Origin of the sequence: Paraburkholderia sp. RCC_158 (assembly GCF_041355255.1) — a bacterium.
Classification (GTDB): Bacteria; Pseudomonadota; Gammaproteobacteria; order Burkholderiales; family Burkholderiaceae; genus Paraburkholderia; species Paraburkholderia graminis.
Window position 1 is genome coordinate 224147 of sequence record NZ_JBFUPM010000002.1, and the last position, 14398, is coordinate 238544.

Sequence of the window (14398 nt, forward strand, 5' to 3'; positions counted from 1 at the left end):
TCGGATCGACAGATGGAAAAGAATCTCGACAAGCACATCGCAATCGTAACGGGCGCCTCGCGCGGCATCGGCCGCGCCATCGCCATGGAACTCGCGCGCCAGGGCGCCACCGTGATCGGCACGGCGACGAGCGAAAGCGGCGCGGCGGCCATCAGCGAAGCGTTCAATGCAGCCGGCGTGAGCGGTCGCGGCGCGGTGCTCGACGTGAACGACGCAGCGGCTGCGGAAGCGCTGATCGACGGCACGGTGAAGGAATTCGGCACGCTCAGCGTGCTCGTGAACAACGCCGGCATCACGCAGGATCAACTCGCCATGCGCATGAAAGACGACGACTGGGATGCGGTGATCGACACCAATCTGAAGTCGGTGTTCCGTCTGTCGCGCGCGGTGCTGCGTCCGATGATGAAGGCGAAGGGCGGGCGCATCATCAACATCACGTCGGTGGTCGGTTCGGCGGGCAACCCTGGGCAGATCAATTACGCCGCGGCGAAAGCAGGCGTGGCAGGTATGACGCGCGCGCTCGCACGCGAGATCGGCAGCCGCGGCATCACGGTGAATTGCGTGGCGCCTGGCTTCATCGATACCGACATGACGCGCACGTTGCCCGAAGAGCAGCAAACCGCGCTGAAAACGCAGATTCCGCTGGGCCGTCTCGGCAGCCCGGAAGACATCGCGCACGCTGTCGCATTCCTCGCGTCGCCGCAAGCCGGTTACATCACCGGCACGACGATGCATGTGAACGGCGGAATGTACATGTCGTAACCAAATTCGGTTACTATCCGCGCCTTGATGCGTTTGCGAATGCGTAAGGCGCATGCCTTGACAGCAACCTGATGCGCCGCTTTTTTGCCGGGTCAAACCTGATAAAATGCGCGCACCTGTATTTTTGAACTTCTTTCCCTTGGAGGGGTAATGGACAATATCGAACAGCGCGTCAAGAAGATCGTCGCAGAACAACTGGGCGTGGCCGAAGCTGAAATCAAGAACGAAGCTTCGTTCGTGAACGACCTCGGCGCCGACTCGCTGGACACGGTTGAACTCGTGATGGCCCTCGAAGACGAATTCGGCATGGAAATTCCGGATGAAGAAGCCGAGAAGATCACCACCGTTCAGCAAGCGATCGACTACGCTCGCGCAAACGTCAAGGCCTAAGGTCATTCGCGCCTGCGTTTCTGCGTTCGCGGCGCATGACGCCCTGCCGCGTCGGTTGCCGACGCTATCGGGGCTGGCGTGTTTTGCCACGCCGCTTGTCGCAAGAGTTGCCATGCAGGAGCCAGCGATGTTGACAGCGCAAGTTTCCGCGCGATTGCCGACTTAACAGCCACAGGGTACACAGGGCAGGTTCCTGTGGCCGCTGTGGCTTTTGCTTTTGTCATCTATGAAAAAGGGGTTACCGTGAGCCGCCGTCGTGTTGTTGTTACAGGCCTGGGGCTGATTTCGCCTGTTGGCAATAATGTTGCCGACGGCTGGGCCAATCTGGTCGCCGGCAAGTCGGGTATTGCCAATATCACGAAGTTCGACGCTACGAACTTCTCGACTCGTTTCGCCGGCGAGGTGAAGGGCTTCAATATCGAGGACTACATCCCCGGTAAGGAAGCGCGCCACATGGACACGTTCATCCATTACGGCGTGGCTGCCGGCATCCAGGCGATGCAGGACAGCGGCCTGGAAGTCACCGACGAGAATTCGGAGCGTATCGGCGTCGTGGTCGGCTCGGGCATCGGCGGTCTGCCGATGATCGAAGTCACGCAAACCGAATTGCTCAATCGCGGCCCGCGCCGCATTTCGCCGTTCTTCGTGCCGGCGTCGATCATCAACATGATCTCGGGTCATCTGTCGATCAAGTTCGGCATCAAGGGTCCGAATCTGGCGATCGTCACCGCGTGTACGACGGGTCTGCACTGTATCGGCGAGGCTTCGCGCCTGATCGAATACGGCGACGCCGACGTGATGATCGCGGGCGGCGCTGAATCGACCGTGTCGCCGCTCGGTATCGGCGGCTTCGCGGCGGCGCGCGCGCTGTCGCAGCGCAATGACGATCCGGCAACGGCGAGCCGTCCGTGGGACAAGGACCGCGACGGTTTCGTGCTCGGCGAAGGCGCCGGCGTGATGGTGCTGGAAGAGTACGAGCACGCGAAGGCGCGCGGCGCGAAGATCTACGCGGAAGTCGGCGGCTATGGGATGAGCGGCGACGCGTATCACATGACCGCACCGCTCGAAGACGGCGACGGCGCCCGTCGCTGCATGCTCGCGGCGATGAAGAACGCGGCCATCAACGCGGACCAGGTGAATTACCTGAACGCGCATGGCACGTCCACGCCGCTCGGCGATCTGGCTGAAACCACCGGCATCAAGCGCGCATTCGGCGACCACGCCAGGAACATCGTCGTGAATTCGACGAAGTCGATGACGGGTCACCTGCTCGGCGGCGCCGGCGGTCTCGAGTCCGTGTTCACTGTGCTCGCCGTGCATCATCAGGTGTCGCCGCCCACGATCAACATCTTCAACCAGGACCCCGAGTGCGACCTGGACTACTGCGCCAATACCGCGCGGGAGATGAAGATCGACGTCGCGCTGAAGAACTCGTTCGGGTTCGGCGGCACGAACGGCACGCTCGTGTTCAAACGCGCCTGACGCTCGTAGCCGGGTGACGCACCAGTCGACGGCGCCGGCCTCGCCGGCGCTTTGCCCTGAAACAACGGCTATGTCCGAAAGAGCGCCGCAGCGAATTGCGCTGCGGCGCTCTTTCGCGATGCGCGTTGCGTCGGCTGCTTTTGTAGCGACGGCGTCGGCGGCGGTTTATCGCTGCGTGTCGCCGTGGCTCGGCGCGTGGCAGGCAGTTCCGTTGACGCTTGCCGCGTTCGCGCTTCTCGCGCTTTGCGCGCTGAGGCACGACCGGGCGCAACCTGTGGCTCTGCAGATCGGCCGCGAGAATCTCACTGCGTGGGGGCGGGCCGGTATCCTGCTCGCACAAGGCCGCATAGCGGGCTGCGCGCACTGGGGCGACCGTTTGCTGGTGCTCATCCTGAAGCCGGGCGAGGGTGGCCGGCAAACGCTGCTGGTTCCCGCCGACACCGTCCCGCCAGCGGTCTTCCGCGAGTTGGCGGTGCGCGCCCGGCGCCGCGCCGGCGCGTGACTGTTACGACTGTAACCGCTGTTACCGCGCGGCATGACCTCCGTAACGTGCCTCGCCGAGGGGGACGCTACAATGGTGCCCCCGTCATGCGCCCTCAAGTTAACGGATTTATCAGGTGAGCGAAAAAGAAATTGATCAGGTGCTGGTCGAGCGCGTCCAGAAGGGCGACAAGGCCGCGTTCGAGCTTCTGGTCTCCAAATACCACCGCAAGATTCTCCGGCTGATTTCGCGCCTCGTGCGCGATCCCGCCGAAGTCGAAGACGTTGCACAAGACGCTTTCATCAAGGCGTACCGGGCGTTGCCGCAATTTCGCGGGGAATCCGCGTTTTATACGTGGTTGTACCGGATTGCGGTCAACACCGCGAAGAACTACCTTGCGACCCAGGGCCGGCGCGCACCCACATCGACCGAAGCAGATGCTGAAGAAGCTGAAACTTTCTCGGACGCCGACCAACTAAGGGATATCAACACGCCTGAGTCGATGTTGATGAGCAAGCAGATCGCCGAGACGGTCAATGCTGCGATGGCGGTTTTACCGGAAGAGCTGCGTACCGCCATTACTCTTCGTGAAATTGAAGGTTTGAGCTACGAGGAAATCGCTGAGATGATGGGCTGCCCAATCGGCACCGTCAGATCGCGAATTTTCCGCGCTCGCGAAGCCATTGCGGCAAAATTGCGTCCGTTGCTTGACACACCTGAAGGCAAGCGCTGGTAAGTCACTAGCGCGCCGAACGGGGCTCGGGTGCAATATCTGGATTAGTGGTGTCACTACGGGGTTTTCGTAAGATGGGGAGCATCATGGGGTCGGTCTCGATGCAATCGCAAGCCAGTTCGCGCGGCGAGCGTCTGTCAGCTTTTGTCGACGGCGAGCTGTTCGGTGAAGAGCATCTGAATGTGGACAAGTTTGTGTCCGAGCTGGACGGCGAAGATCGCGCCGCATGGTCCAGCTATCACCTGATCGGCGACGCATTGCGTTCCGACGATCTGGCGGTCGGTTCTGCGGCTAGCAACGCGTTCCTGAGCGGATTCGCTGCGCGCTTCGAAAGCGAGCCGCATCTGCTCGCGCCATCCGCTCAGCCGGTTACGCGCCGTCTGCTGGCGCTGCGTCGCCGGGTAGTGCCGGCTTTTGCAGTCGCTGCCGCGGCCGCCACGCTGACGTGGATCGTCGTGCCGCAACTGCAGGGCGTGCCGGGCGGCCCCGGTGCGACGCAGGTCGCCTCGGTGTCCTCGCATGGCGATGCGCTGCAAAAGGTCGCGATGGCGTCCGTGCCCTCGGCGAATGTGATGCCGGTCGCGCAAGACGCCAACATCATTCGCGACGCGAGCCTCGACCAGTATCTGGAAGCACATCAGCAATTCGCGCAGCAACCGGTCATGCCGGGTTCCATGCCGCTGATCCGCGCCGCCGCCGTTTCCACGCAAGGCCAATAGTTTGATGCAGACTCCGCGGTTCAATAAAACGACTATCTGGGGGCGGCTGCCGGCATTTCTCTTCTGCGCAGCCGTATTGTTGTCCGCGACACCGGGGGTCTTTGCACAAACCGACGATCCGCTCGTCGCCCGCCGCACGGCCGCCGATCTCCTCGATCGCATTCACCAGGCCGCGCAGCAGCAGAACTACGAGGGCGCGTTCGTTTATCAGCGCGGCAACTTCGTTCAAACGTCGCGCATCGCCCATTACGCGACCCGTGCCGACGGCGAATTCGAGCAACTTGAAAGCCTCGACGGCAAGCCGCGCAAGATGCTGCGTCATAACGACGAGCTCTACACGTTCGTGCCGGAACGCCACTTGTGCGTCGTTGAAAAACGCCAGAACAAAGACTCGTTCCCCGCGTTGCTGGCTGTGAGCGGCGAACAGGTTCTGTCCGTGTATGAGCCGAAACTGCTCGGCGACGATCGCGTTGCCGGCGTCGAAAGTCAGGTGATCGAACTCGATCCGAAAGACGCGTACCGCTTCGCTTACAAACTGTGGGCCGACAAGAAGACCGGCTTGCTGCTGCGCGCGCAGACGCTCGACCCGAACGGCCAGGTGCTCGAACAACTGTCGTTCTCCCAGATTCGCATCGGCGTGCCCGTCGACAAGACTGGCATTGTCAACGGCATTCGCAATACCGCCGGCTGGACCGTGGTGCGCCCGCCCATTGAACCGGTGGATATGGCTGCACAAGGCTGGCAGTTCGGGGCCTCGGTGCCGGGTTTTCGCAAGATCCGCGAATTGCGTCGTCCGATGGCGGCGCGCGAGGCGGGCCAGCCGACCATTCCGGTCGATCAGGCTGTGTTCTCGGACGGGCTCGCCGCGGTCTCGGTGTTCATCGAGCCGGTTGAGAACAACACGCGCAAGGAAGGCGCGGGCAGCAGCGGCGCGACGCACGTGCTGGTGAAGCGGCGCGGCGATTTCTGGATTACCCTGCTCGGCGAAGTGCCCCAGGCCACGTTGCAGCAATTTGCCTCTGCCATAGAATACAAGGCTCCGAAGTAATTCTCCGACTCCTGAATCCCTCGGCTTCCTACGATATGACGACTTTCTCGGTGCGCAAATTCCTCGCGGCCGCGGTGGTGGCGGCATGTTTGCCGTTCGCACCGCACACGGCGTCGGCCGCTTCCGCCGCCAATCTGCCCGACTTCACCGACCTTGTCGACAAGGTCGGTCCGGCGGTCGTCAACATTCGCACGACCACGCGCGCGACGAGCAGCGGCCCGCGCGGCGCGTTGCCGCCGGGTATGGACGACGGCGACATGTCGGAGTTCTTCCGGCGCTTTTTCGGCATTCCGATGCCGCAGTCGCCACAATCTCCGGGCGCGCCGCGCGGCGGCGATAACGGTGGCAGCGGCGGCAGTGGCGGCGGTCAGGACACGCCCGACAGCAACGACCCCGAACAGAACAGCGGCGTCGGCTCGGGCTTCATCCTGTCGGCTGACGGCTACGTGATGACCAACGCGCACGTCATCGACGACGCGGACACCATCTACGTCACGCTGACCGACAAGCGCGAATTCAAGGCTAAGCTCATCGGCGTGGACGATCGAACCGACGTCGCAGTCGTGAAGATCAGCGCCGCGAATCTGCCGACCATCACCATCGGCGATTCGAACAAGGTTCGCGTGGGCGAGTGGGTCGTCGCGATCGGTTCGCCGTTCGGCCTCGAGAACACGGTGACGGCCGGCATCGTCAGCGCGAAGGGGCGCGACACCGGCGACTATCTTCCCTTCATCCAGACCGACGTGGCCGTCAATCCGGGTAACTCGGGCGGACCGCTCATCAACATGCAGGGCGAGGTGATCGGCATCAACTCGCAGATCTACAGCCGCACCGGCGGTTTCATGGGCATTTCGTTCGCGATTCCGATCGACGAAGCGATGCGCGTCGCCGATCAGCTGAAGGCGTCGGGCAAGGTCGTGCGCGGCCGGATCGCCGTGGCAATCGGCGAAGTGACCAAAGACGTTGCCGATTCGCTCGGCTTGCCGAAGGCGCAGGGCGCGCTCGTCAGCAGTGTCGAGCCGGGCGGCCCGGCGGACAAGGCCGGTGTGCAGCCGGGCGACATCATCCTGAAGTTCAACGGCCATTCGGTCGATACCGCGACGGACCTGCCGCGCATGGTCGGCGACACGAAGCCGGGCACGAAGGCCACCATCACCGTGTGGCGCAAGGGCCAGACGCGCGACCTGCCGGTGACCATCGCCGAAATGCAGCCGGACAAGACCGCCAAGGCCGACCAGAAGAAGCCGCAGCCGCCGAAGCAGCGCGCCACGAACGTCCTGGGCGTCGCCGTCAGCGACATTCCGGCCGATCAGTTGCGCGCGCTCAAACTGCGCAACGGCGTGCAGATCGACGCAGTGGACGGTCCCGCTGCGCGAGTCGGATTGCAGAAGGGCGACATCATTTTGCGCGTCGGCGATACCGACATCACGAGCGCAAAGCAGTTCGACGAACTGAGCTCGCATCTGGATTCGCAAAAGATGGTCGCGCTGCTGGTTCGCCGCGGCGAGAACACGCAGTTCGTGCCGATTCGTCCGCGCGGCGTTCAAAAATGACGGAGAGGGCGCCGCTCACGCTCTACGGGCGCGCGTGGTGCCACCTGTGCGACGACATGCGCGCCGCACTCGAGCCCTTGCTGGCCGAGTTCGGCGCGCAGGTCGAAGTTGTCGACGTCGACAGCGATCCGTTGCTCGAAGCCCGCTACAACGAACTTGTGCCGGTTTTGCTGTGCGACGGCGTCGAGCTGTGTCATTACCATCTGGACGAATCGCGGGTGCGCGCTGCGCTCATGGCGCGCGCTAAGGCCGCATCGGCGGCCACACGTTGAGAGCGGCCGCGCTCTCGTCATCAGGCGCTGGCACGCGCTTTCAGCTCTGGCGGCGGTCGAATCGCGCGTGTTGCGCCGTTCGTCTCGCCGTCCCACCCTCGCAAGATCCGCCGGGCACCTGCCTTTTCGGCTAAAATAGACAGGTTTTTCACCTACTTACAAGGCGTGCTCCGCTATTGTCCGAGCGCGCCTTTTTTGCTTGATCGGCACTGAATGGATCATATTCGTAACTTCTCGATCATTGCGCACATCGACCACGGCAAGTCGACGCTTGCCGATCGCATCATCCAGATTTGCGGCGGCTTGTCCGACCGCGAGATGGAAGCCCAGGTGCTCGACTCGATGGACCTCGAGCGCGAGCGCGGCATCACCATCAAGGCGCAAACCGCGGCGCTGGCGTATCGCGCGCGCGACGGCAAGGTCTACAACCTCAACATGATCGACACGCCGGGCCACGTCGACTTCTCGTACGAAGTCAGCCGCTCGCTGTCCGCGTGCGAAGGCGCGCTGCTGGTTGTCGACGCGAGCCAGGGCGTCGAGGCGCAAACGGTCGCGAACTGCTACACGGCAATCGAACTCGGCGTCGACGTCATTCCGGTGCTCAACAAGATCGATTTGCCGGCCGCCAACCCCGAGAACGCGATCGCCGAAATCGAAGACGTAATCGGCATCGACGCAACGGACGCCACGCATTGCAGCGCGAAGACCGGCCAGGGCGTCGAAGACGTGCTCGAAGCGCTGATCGCGAAAGTGCCGCCGCCGAAGGGCGATCCCGAAGCGCCGCTGCAGGCGTTGATCATCGACTCGTGGTTCGACAACTACGTCGGCGTCGTCATGCTGGTGCGTATCGTCAACGGCACGCTGCGTCCGAAAGACAGAATTCGCATGATGGCCACCGGCGCCCAATATCCGGTCGAGCATGTCGGCGTGTTCACGCCGAAGTCGAAGAATCTGGAATCGCTGTCGGCGGGGCAAGTGGGCTTCATCATCGCCGGCATCAAGGAATTGGCCGCGGCGAAAGTGGGCGATACTGTCACGCTGCTGAATCGTCCGGCTGCCGAGCCGCTGCCGGGCTTCAAGGAAGTGAAGCCGCAGGTGTTCGCCGGTCTCTATCCGGTCGAAGCAAACCAGTACGACGCGCTGCGCGACTCGCTCGAAAAGCTGAAGCTCAACGACGCGTCGCTGCAATACGAGCCGGAAGTTTCGCAAGCGCTTGGCTTCGGTTTCCGCTGCGGCTTCCTGGGGCTGCTGCATATGGAGATCGTGCAGGAACGTCTCGAGCGCGAGTTCGATATGGACCTGATCACCACGGCGCCCACGGTGGTCTACGAAGTCGTGCAACGCGACGGCACGACCATCATGGTCGAGAATCCGGCCAAGATGCCGGAGCCGTCGAAGATCGAGGAAGTGCGCGAGCCGATCGTCACGGTGAATCTGTACATGCCGCAAGACTACGTCGGCCCGGTGATCACGTTGTGCACGCAAAAGCGCGGCACGCAGATCAACATGCAATATCACGGCCGCCAGGTGCAGCTGACCTACGAAATTCCGATGGGCGAAGTCGTGCTCGACTTCTTCGACCGCCTGAAGTCCATTTCGCGCGGCTATGCGTCGATGGATTACGAGTTCAAGGAATACCGCGCGTCGGATGTCGTGAAGGTCGACATGCTGATCAACGGCGACAAGGTGGACGCGCTGTCGGTCATCGTGCACCGTTCGCAAAGCCAGTATCGCGGCCGCGAAGTCGCGGCGAAAATGCGCGAGCTGATTCCGCGGCAAATGTACGACGTCGCGGTTCAGGCCACCATCGGCTCGAACATCATCGCGCGTGAAAACATTAAAGCGTTGCGTAAGAACGTGCTGGCAAAATGCTACGGCGGCGACATTTCTCGTAAAAAGAAGCTGCTGGAAAAGCAGAAGGCAGGCAAGAAGCGAATGAAGCAAGTGGGGTCCGTCGAGATTCCGCAAGAGGCTTTCCTCGCCATCCTGCGTGTCGAAGACAAATAAGACGAACAACGGAACCCTATGAATTTTGCGCTGATTCTTTTTGTGCTCGTCGTTTTGACGGGCGTCGCATGGGTCGCAGACAAACTGGTGTTTATGCCGCAACGGCGGCGCGCGGCAGATGCCGTGGTCGCCGAGTTCGACCGTCAGCAGGAACGCGTGGGCGAGCGTTTCGCCGACGAAAACGCCGCGCAAACGCGCGCGCGTCTGCGAGACGACAAGCTGCGCCAGCCCTGGTGGCTCGAGTATTCGGCGAGCTTTTTCCCCGTCATTCTGGTGGTTTTCGTGGTGCGCTCGTTCGTTGTCGAGCCGTTCAAGATTCCGTCTGGTTCGATGGTGCCGACGCTGCTGGTGGGCGATTTCATCCTCGTCAATAAATTCGATTACGGCCTGCGTCTGCCGATCGTCAACACGAAAATCACCGAAGGCCGTCCGCTTCAGCGCGGCGACGTCGTCGTGTTCCGCTACCCGAAAGACGAGTCGGTCGACTACATCAAGCGCGTGATCGGCTTGCCCGGCGACACCGTTGCCTATCAGGACAAGCAGCTGACCATCAACGGCAAGCCGGTGCCCGAAACGCCGCTGCCCGATTATCTCGACGAAGAGCGTCTCGGCTATGCGAAGCAGTTCGAAGAAAATCTCGACGGCCGCAAGAACGGGATTCTGAACAATCCCGCGGTGCCGCCGTTTATCGTCGGCGCCGAAGATTATCCGTATCGCGATAACTGCAGCTACAACGCGCGCGGCGTGATCTGCAAGGTGCCGCCGGGCAATTACTTCATGATGGGCGATAACCGCGATAACAGTGCGGACAGCCGCTATTGGGGCTTTGCGCCGGACAAGAATATCGTCGGCCGCGCGTTTTTCATCTGGATGAACTTCAGCAATCTCAAGCGCATCGGTTCGTTCCAGTGAGCGATCACGCGCGCTCCTGTGAGTGGCAACGTGTTATCACGCCACTTTAAGAAAGTCCGGTAACGTCGCTTCACCACGCTTTTTCCGCTGGCCGTACCGCGTTTTCGCCCGGTACGGCGCCCGCGTTATACTCTGCCCATGCCCTCATCTCCGTTGGAAAGCCGTCTGCGCTATGAATTTCGCAATGCGGAATTGTTGCGCCAGGCTTTAACGCACCGCAGTCACAGTTCCACGCATAACGAACGGCTCGAATTTCTTGGCGACTCCGTTCTGAACTGCGCGGTGGCTGCGCTTTTGTTCCAACGTTTCGGGAAGCTGGACGAAGGCGATCTGTCGCGCGTCCGTGCAAATCTGGTCAAGCAGCAATCGCTGTACGAAATCGCTCAGGCCCTGAATATTTCCGAAGGTCTTCGCCTCGGCGAGGGCGAACTGCGCAGCGGCGGCTTCCGTCGGCCGTCGATTCTCGCCGATACGCTCGAAGCCGTGCTGGGCGCGGTGTTCCTCGACGGCGGCTTTGACGCCGCGCAGACGGTCATCAAGCGTCTTTATGTGCCGATTCTCGATCACATCGACCCGCGCACGCTCGGCAAGGACGCCAAGACGCTCCTTCAGGAATATCTGCAGGGACACAAGATCGCGCTGCCGACATACACCGTCGTCGCGACGCATGGTGCGGCGCACAATCAGCAGTTCGAAGTCGAATGCACCGTGCCGAAGCTGGACGTGAAGGTGTCCGGCTCGGGCGCGAGCCGCCGCGCGGCAGAGCAAGCCGCGGCGAAGAAGGCGCTCGACGAAGTCATGGCCGCGGCGCCGGCTGTCGTCTCCAAGTCGAAGCGGTCGAAGGGCGCGCGCGCGGCGAAAAAGGCCGAGGCGGAGATCGTGCCGGGCGTGACTGGCGTGCAGGCGGCGCTGGATCTGCGCAGTCCCGACCGCAAGAACGAACGCGCGGCGGCGCGCGGCGAAACGCGGACGGCGCCGGCCGCTGAACCGATACCGGAACGCACGGCGATCGCGGTGGCGGCCGTCGCTGCGCCGCTCGCGGTGATTCGCGCCGCGCATGTCGAGTACAGCGCGCCCGAGAAATCCGAGCGCACGGACAGGGTCGAAAGGGGCGAAAAGGCGGATAAAGCCGACAAGCTAGACAAGCCCGCCGCCGAAGCGAAGATGGCCGAAGCCAGGCCCGCCGAAGTCAGGCCCACCGACCCAAAACCCGCCGAACCCGCCGCCCGCACAACCGACAAGCCGCACCGCACTCGCGACGCCGCGGCTAGTGCGGCGGCCAGTGCAGCGACCAATGCGGCGGCCAGCTCCGCATCGCCCGCAACGAACGCGGCGGCGCCCACCGAACACGAACCCGGCGTAGCCGACGCGGTACAAACGCGCGTCGCCGACGCGGGCCATTGATTGCCCCGGCGCGCGACTTCCGCGCGTCCCCGAACCTGCCGTAGCCCGAATATGAACGCTCCCACTCCCACTGGTTTTCGCTGCGGCATGGTCGCGATCGTCGGCCGTCCGAACGTCGGCAAATCGACGCTGATGAACGCGCTGGTCGGCCAGAAAGTCAGCATCACGTCGCGCAAGGCGCAGACTACGCGCCATCGCATCACCGGCATTCACACGCTCGAAGACGTCCAGTACATTTTCGTCGACACACCCGGCTTTCAGACCAAGCACAGCGGCGCGCTGAACCGTTCGCTGAACCGCGCGGTGACGTCCACGCTGACTTCCGTCGATGCGATCCTGTTCGTGATCGAAGCCGGCCGTTTCGGCCCGGACGACCAGAAGGTGCTCGACCTGATTCCGCCGTCGGTGCCCACGCTGCTGATCGCGAACAAGCTCGATCGCGTGTCGGATAAGGATTCGCTGTTCCCGTTCATGCAGCAGATGAGCGCGCTGCGTCCGTTCAACGAGATCGTGCCGCTGTCGGCCAAGAACCCCGACGACATCAAGCGTCTGATGGCGACCATCAAACCGTATCTGCCGGAAGGCGCGCCGATCTACGGCGAAGACGATCTCACCGATCGCAGCGAACGCTTTCTGGCGGCCGAAATCCTGCGTGAAAAAGTGTTTCGCTGGACCGGCGACGAACTGCCGTACACGAGCACCGTGCTGATCGACAAGTTCGAAACCGAAGGGCGCCTGCGCCGAATCTTCGCGACGATTCTCGTCGAACGCGATACGCACAAGGCAATGATCATCGGCCAGAAAGGCGCGAAGCTGAAGCAGATCAGCACCGAGGCGCGCCTCGACATGGAAAGACTGTTCGACGGCCCGATATATCTCGAAACCTTCATCAAGGTGAAGAGCGGCTGGGCCGACAACGAAGCAGGACTTCGTGCGTATGGGTACGAATGACGCGTGGGTCACGCTGAATTCCGGCACCGACCCGGACGACTCCGAGTCGGCCGAGCCGTCGCGCGGCCGCTCGAAATCCGTTCGCTCTAGCCGCCAAACTTCCACCAGAAAGACCTCCAGCGCCGATGCCGGCGCTGCCGGCGACGAGCCGCGCAAGACGCCGGCTCGCAAGTCGTCGCGCTCGGGCTCCGCTTCCGAATACCGGATCGCCGAGCAGCCCGCATTCGTTCTGCACAGCTATCCGTATCGCGAGACGAGTCTGATCATCGACGTGTTGTCGCGCGATCATGGCCGCCTCGCGCTCGTCGCGAAGGGCGCGAAGCGTCCGCACTCGGCGTTGCGCGGCGTGTTGCAGACCTTCCAGCCGCTCGCGCTGTCGTGGTCGGGCAAGTCGGAAGTGCGCACGCTGACCGGCGCCGAATGGGTCGGCGGCATGTTGCCTTTGACGGGCGACGCGCTGCTGTGCGGCTTCTACGTGAACGAGCTGCTCGTGAAGTTCTGCGCGCGCGAAGATCCGCATCCGCAACTGTTCCATCACTACGTCGTCACGATGACACGCCTCGCGCATGACGAGCCGCCCGTGCAGGTGCTGCGCTCATTCGAGCGCGTGCTTTTGCGCGAGACCGGTTACGCGATGTCGCTCGATCGGACGGTCACGCGCAAAGCGGTCGATGCCGGCAAGCGCTACGTGTTCGACCCCGAGCGCGGCGTGCGCGAAGCGTCCGACGACTTGCCCGCGCAATGGCCCGTGGTCGCGGGCCAAACCTTGCTCGATATGGAACAGGACGATTACCATCGAGCGCAGACCGTGGCGCAAAGCAAAACGCTGATGCGCTTTCTGCTCAATACTTACCTTGGCGGCACGCCGCTCGCGACGCGCCAGATCCTGATCGACTTGCAGAACTTATGAGCTTCTTTCTAACGTCGCCGAATGTGATCGATCTCGGCGTGAATATCGATCACGTCGCCACGCTGCGCAACGCGCGCGGCACGTCGTACCCCGACCCGATCCGCGCCGCGTTGATGGCGGAGGAGGCCGGCGCCGACGCCATCACGTTGCACCTGCGCGAGGACCGCCGCCATATCGTCGACGCCGACGTGCGCGCGCTGCGTCCGCTGCTGAAGACGCGGATGAATCTGGAATGCGCGGTCACGCAGGAAATGCTCGACATCGCTTGCGACGTGCAGCCGCACGACGTCTGCCTCGTGCCGGAAAAGCGCCAGGAGCTGACGACCGAAGGCGGGCTCGACGTGGCCGGCCAGTTCGAGGCTGTGCGCGCCGCATGCAGGCAGCTCGCGGACGCGAACTCGCGCGTGTCGCTTTTCATCGATCCTGACGAGACGCAGATTCGCGCGGCGCACGAAGCGGGCGCGCCGGTGATCGAGCTGCATACCGGCCGCTACGCCGAAGCGCACGATCCCGCGGAACAGCAGCGCGAATACGAGCGCGTGGTCCGCGCGGTCGAGTTCGGCGCGACGCTCGGCATCAAGGTCAATGCGGGCCACGGCCTGCACTACACGAACGTCCAGCAGATCGCGGCGATCGACGGCATCGTCGAACTGAACATCGGTCATGCGATCGTCGCGCACGCGATCTTCGCGGGCTGGGACAACGCGGTGCGCGAGATGAAGGCGATCATGGTCGCCGCGCGTCTCGGCGCACGCGCCTGATGCCGTCGCCGGG

At 62.9% G+C, this 14398-nt stretch carries 15 protein-coding genes; all 15 read left to right on the plus strand.

Annotated elements, in window-relative coordinates; all coding sequences use genetic code 11:
• Positions 1 to 12: 12 nt before the first annotated feature.
• A complete protein-coding gene (gene fabG, locus AB6809_RS05415) occupies positions 13 to 762 on the plus strand; it encodes a 3-oxoacyl-ACP reductase FabG (RefSeq protein WP_006051936.1) in 750 nt (249 codons plus the stop codon).
• Positions 763 to 912: 150 nt separating this feature from the next.
• Complete coding sequence (gene acpP, locus AB6809_RS05420) at positions 913 to 1152, plus strand: acyl carrier protein (protein WP_004197638.1); 240 nt, start codon at positions 913 to 915, stop codon at positions 1150 to 1152.
• Positions 1153 to 1395: 243 nt separating this feature from the next.
• On the plus strand, positions 1396 to 2634 hold the full coding sequence (gene fabF, locus AB6809_RS05425; protein WP_029967791.1) for a beta-ketoacyl-ACP synthase II: 1239 nt from the start codon (positions 1396 to 1398) through the stop codon (positions 2632 to 2634).
• 118 nt (positions 2635 to 2752) lie between these two features.
• The gene (locus AB6809_RS05430; RefSeq protein WP_029967789.1) at positions 2753 to 3136 is read left to right on the plus strand and encodes a protein YgfX; all 384 of its coding nucleotides are present in this window, start codon (positions 2753 to 2755) and stop codon (positions 3134 to 3136) included.
• 115 nt (positions 3137 to 3251) lie between these two features.
• Positions 3252 to 3851, plus strand: coding sequence for an RNA polymerase sigma factor RpoE (gene rpoE, locus AB6809_RS05435; protein WP_006051939.1), 600 nt, complete (start codon positions 3252 to 3254; stop codon positions 3849 to 3851).
• Between the two features lie 83 nt (positions 3852 to 3934).
• Entirely contained in the window at positions 3935 to 4567 is a 633-nt protein-coding gene (locus tag AB6809_RS05440; protein ID WP_006051940.1) for a sigma-E factor negative regulatory protein, read from the plus strand.
• A 4-nt stretch (positions 4568 to 4571) separates the two neighbouring features.
• Entirely contained in the window at positions 4572 to 5615 is a 1044-nt protein-coding gene (locus AB6809_RS05445; RefSeq protein WP_029967788.1) for a MucB/RseB C-terminal domain-containing protein, read from the plus strand.
• A 35-nt stretch (positions 5616 to 5650) separates the two neighbouring features.
• Positions 5651 to 7168, plus strand: coding sequence for a DegQ family serine endoprotease (locus tag AB6809_RS05450; protein WP_053858554.1), 1518 nt, complete (start codon positions 5651 to 5653; stop codon positions 7166 to 7168).
• Positions 7165 to 7440: a glutaredoxin family protein gene (locus tag AB6809_RS05455; protein WP_029967786.1), complete on the plus strand. Its 276-nt coding sequence runs from the start codon at positions 7165 to 7167 to the stop codon at positions 7438 to 7440. Before AB6809_RS05450 ends, AB6809_RS05455 begins: the two co-directional genes overlap by 4 nt.
• Before the next feature lie 213 nt (positions 7441 to 7653).
• Positions 7654 to 9447 (plus strand): translation elongation factor 4, encoded by a 1794-nt coding sequence (lepA, locus tag AB6809_RS05460; RefSeq protein ID WP_006051944.1) that lies wholly within the window; start codon positions 7654 to 7656, stop codon positions 9445 to 9447.
• A gap of 18 nt (positions 9448 to 9465) precedes the next feature.
• Positions 9466 to 10359: a signal peptidase I gene (gene lepB / locus AB6809_RS05465; protein WP_371026062.1), complete on the plus strand. Its 894-nt coding sequence runs from the start codon at positions 9466 to 9468 to the stop codon at positions 10357 to 10359.
• A gap of 138 nt (positions 10360 to 10497) precedes the next feature.
• Positions 10498 to 11763 (plus strand): ribonuclease III, encoded by a 1266-nt coding sequence (rnc, locus tag AB6809_RS05470; RefSeq protein WP_029967784.1) that lies wholly within the window; start codon positions 10498 to 10500, stop codon positions 11761 to 11763.
• A gap of 51 nt (positions 11764 to 11814) precedes the next feature.
• Complete coding sequence (gene era / locus AB6809_RS05475; RefSeq protein WP_029967782.1) at positions 11815 to 12714, plus strand: GTPase Era; 900 nt, start codon at positions 11815 to 11817, stop codon at positions 12712 to 12714.
• Entirely contained in the window at positions 12701 to 13624 is a 924-nt protein-coding gene (gene recO / locus AB6809_RS05480) for a DNA repair protein RecO (protein ID WP_029967780.1), read from the plus strand. The genes era and recO overlap by 14 nt, the downstream gene beginning before the upstream one ends.
• Complete coding sequence (pdxJ, locus tag AB6809_RS05485) at positions 13621 to 14385, plus strand: pyridoxine 5'-phosphate synthase (RefSeq protein WP_006051949.1); 765 nt, start codon at positions 13621 to 13623, stop codon at positions 14383 to 14385. The genes recO and pdxJ overlap by 4 nt, the downstream gene beginning before the upstream one ends.
• Positions 14386 to 14398: the final 13 nt, after the last annotated feature.

Coding starts and splice junctions, on each gene's coding strand:
- fabG (WP_006051936.1), top strand. CDS start 13: ATGGAAAAGAATCTCGACAAGCACATCGCAATCGTAACGGGCGCCTCG.
- acpP (WP_004197638.1), top strand. CDS start 913: ATGGACAATATCGAACAGCGCGTCAAGAAGATCGTCGCAGAACAACTG.
- AB6809_RS05430 (WP_029967789.1), top strand. CDS start 2,753: ATGCGCGTTGCGTCGGCTGCTTTTGTAGCGACGGCGTCGGCGGCGGTT.
- AB6809_RS05440 (WP_006051940.1), top strand. CDS start 3,935: ATGGGGTCGGTCTCGATGCAATCGCAAGCCAGTTCGCGCGGCGAGCGT.
- AB6809_RS05445 (WP_029967788.1), top strand. CDS start 4,572: ATGCAGACTCCGCGGTTCAATAAAACGACTATCTGGGGGCGGCTGCCG.
- AB6809_RS05450 (WP_053858554.1), top strand. CDS start 5,651: ATGACGACTTTCTCGGTGCGCAAATTCCTCGCGGCCGCGGTGGTGGCG.
- AB6809_RS05455 (WP_029967786.1), top strand. CDS start 7,165: ATGACGGAGAGGGCGCCGCTCACGCTCTACGGGCGCGCGTGGTGCCAC.
- lepA (WP_006051944.1), top strand. CDS start 7,654: ATGGATCATATTCGTAACTTCTCGATCATTGCGCACATCGACCACGGC.
- lepB (WP_371026062.1), top strand. CDS start 9,466: ATGAATTTTGCGCTGATTCTTTTTGTGCTCGTCGTTTTGACGGGCGTC.
- rnc (WP_029967784.1), top strand. CDS start 10,498: ATGCCCTCATCTCCGTTGGAAAGCCGTCTGCGCTATGAATTTCGCAAT.
- era (WP_029967782.1), top strand. CDS start 11,815: ATGAACGCTCCCACTCCCACTGGTTTTCGCTGCGGCATGGTCGCGATC.
- recO (WP_029967780.1), top strand. CDS start 12,701: ATGGGTACGAATGACGCGTGGGTCACGCTGAATTCCGGCACCGACCCG.
- pdxJ (WP_006051949.1), top strand. CDS start 13,621: ATGAGCTTCTTTCTAACGTCGCCGAATGTGATCGATCTCGGCGTGAAT.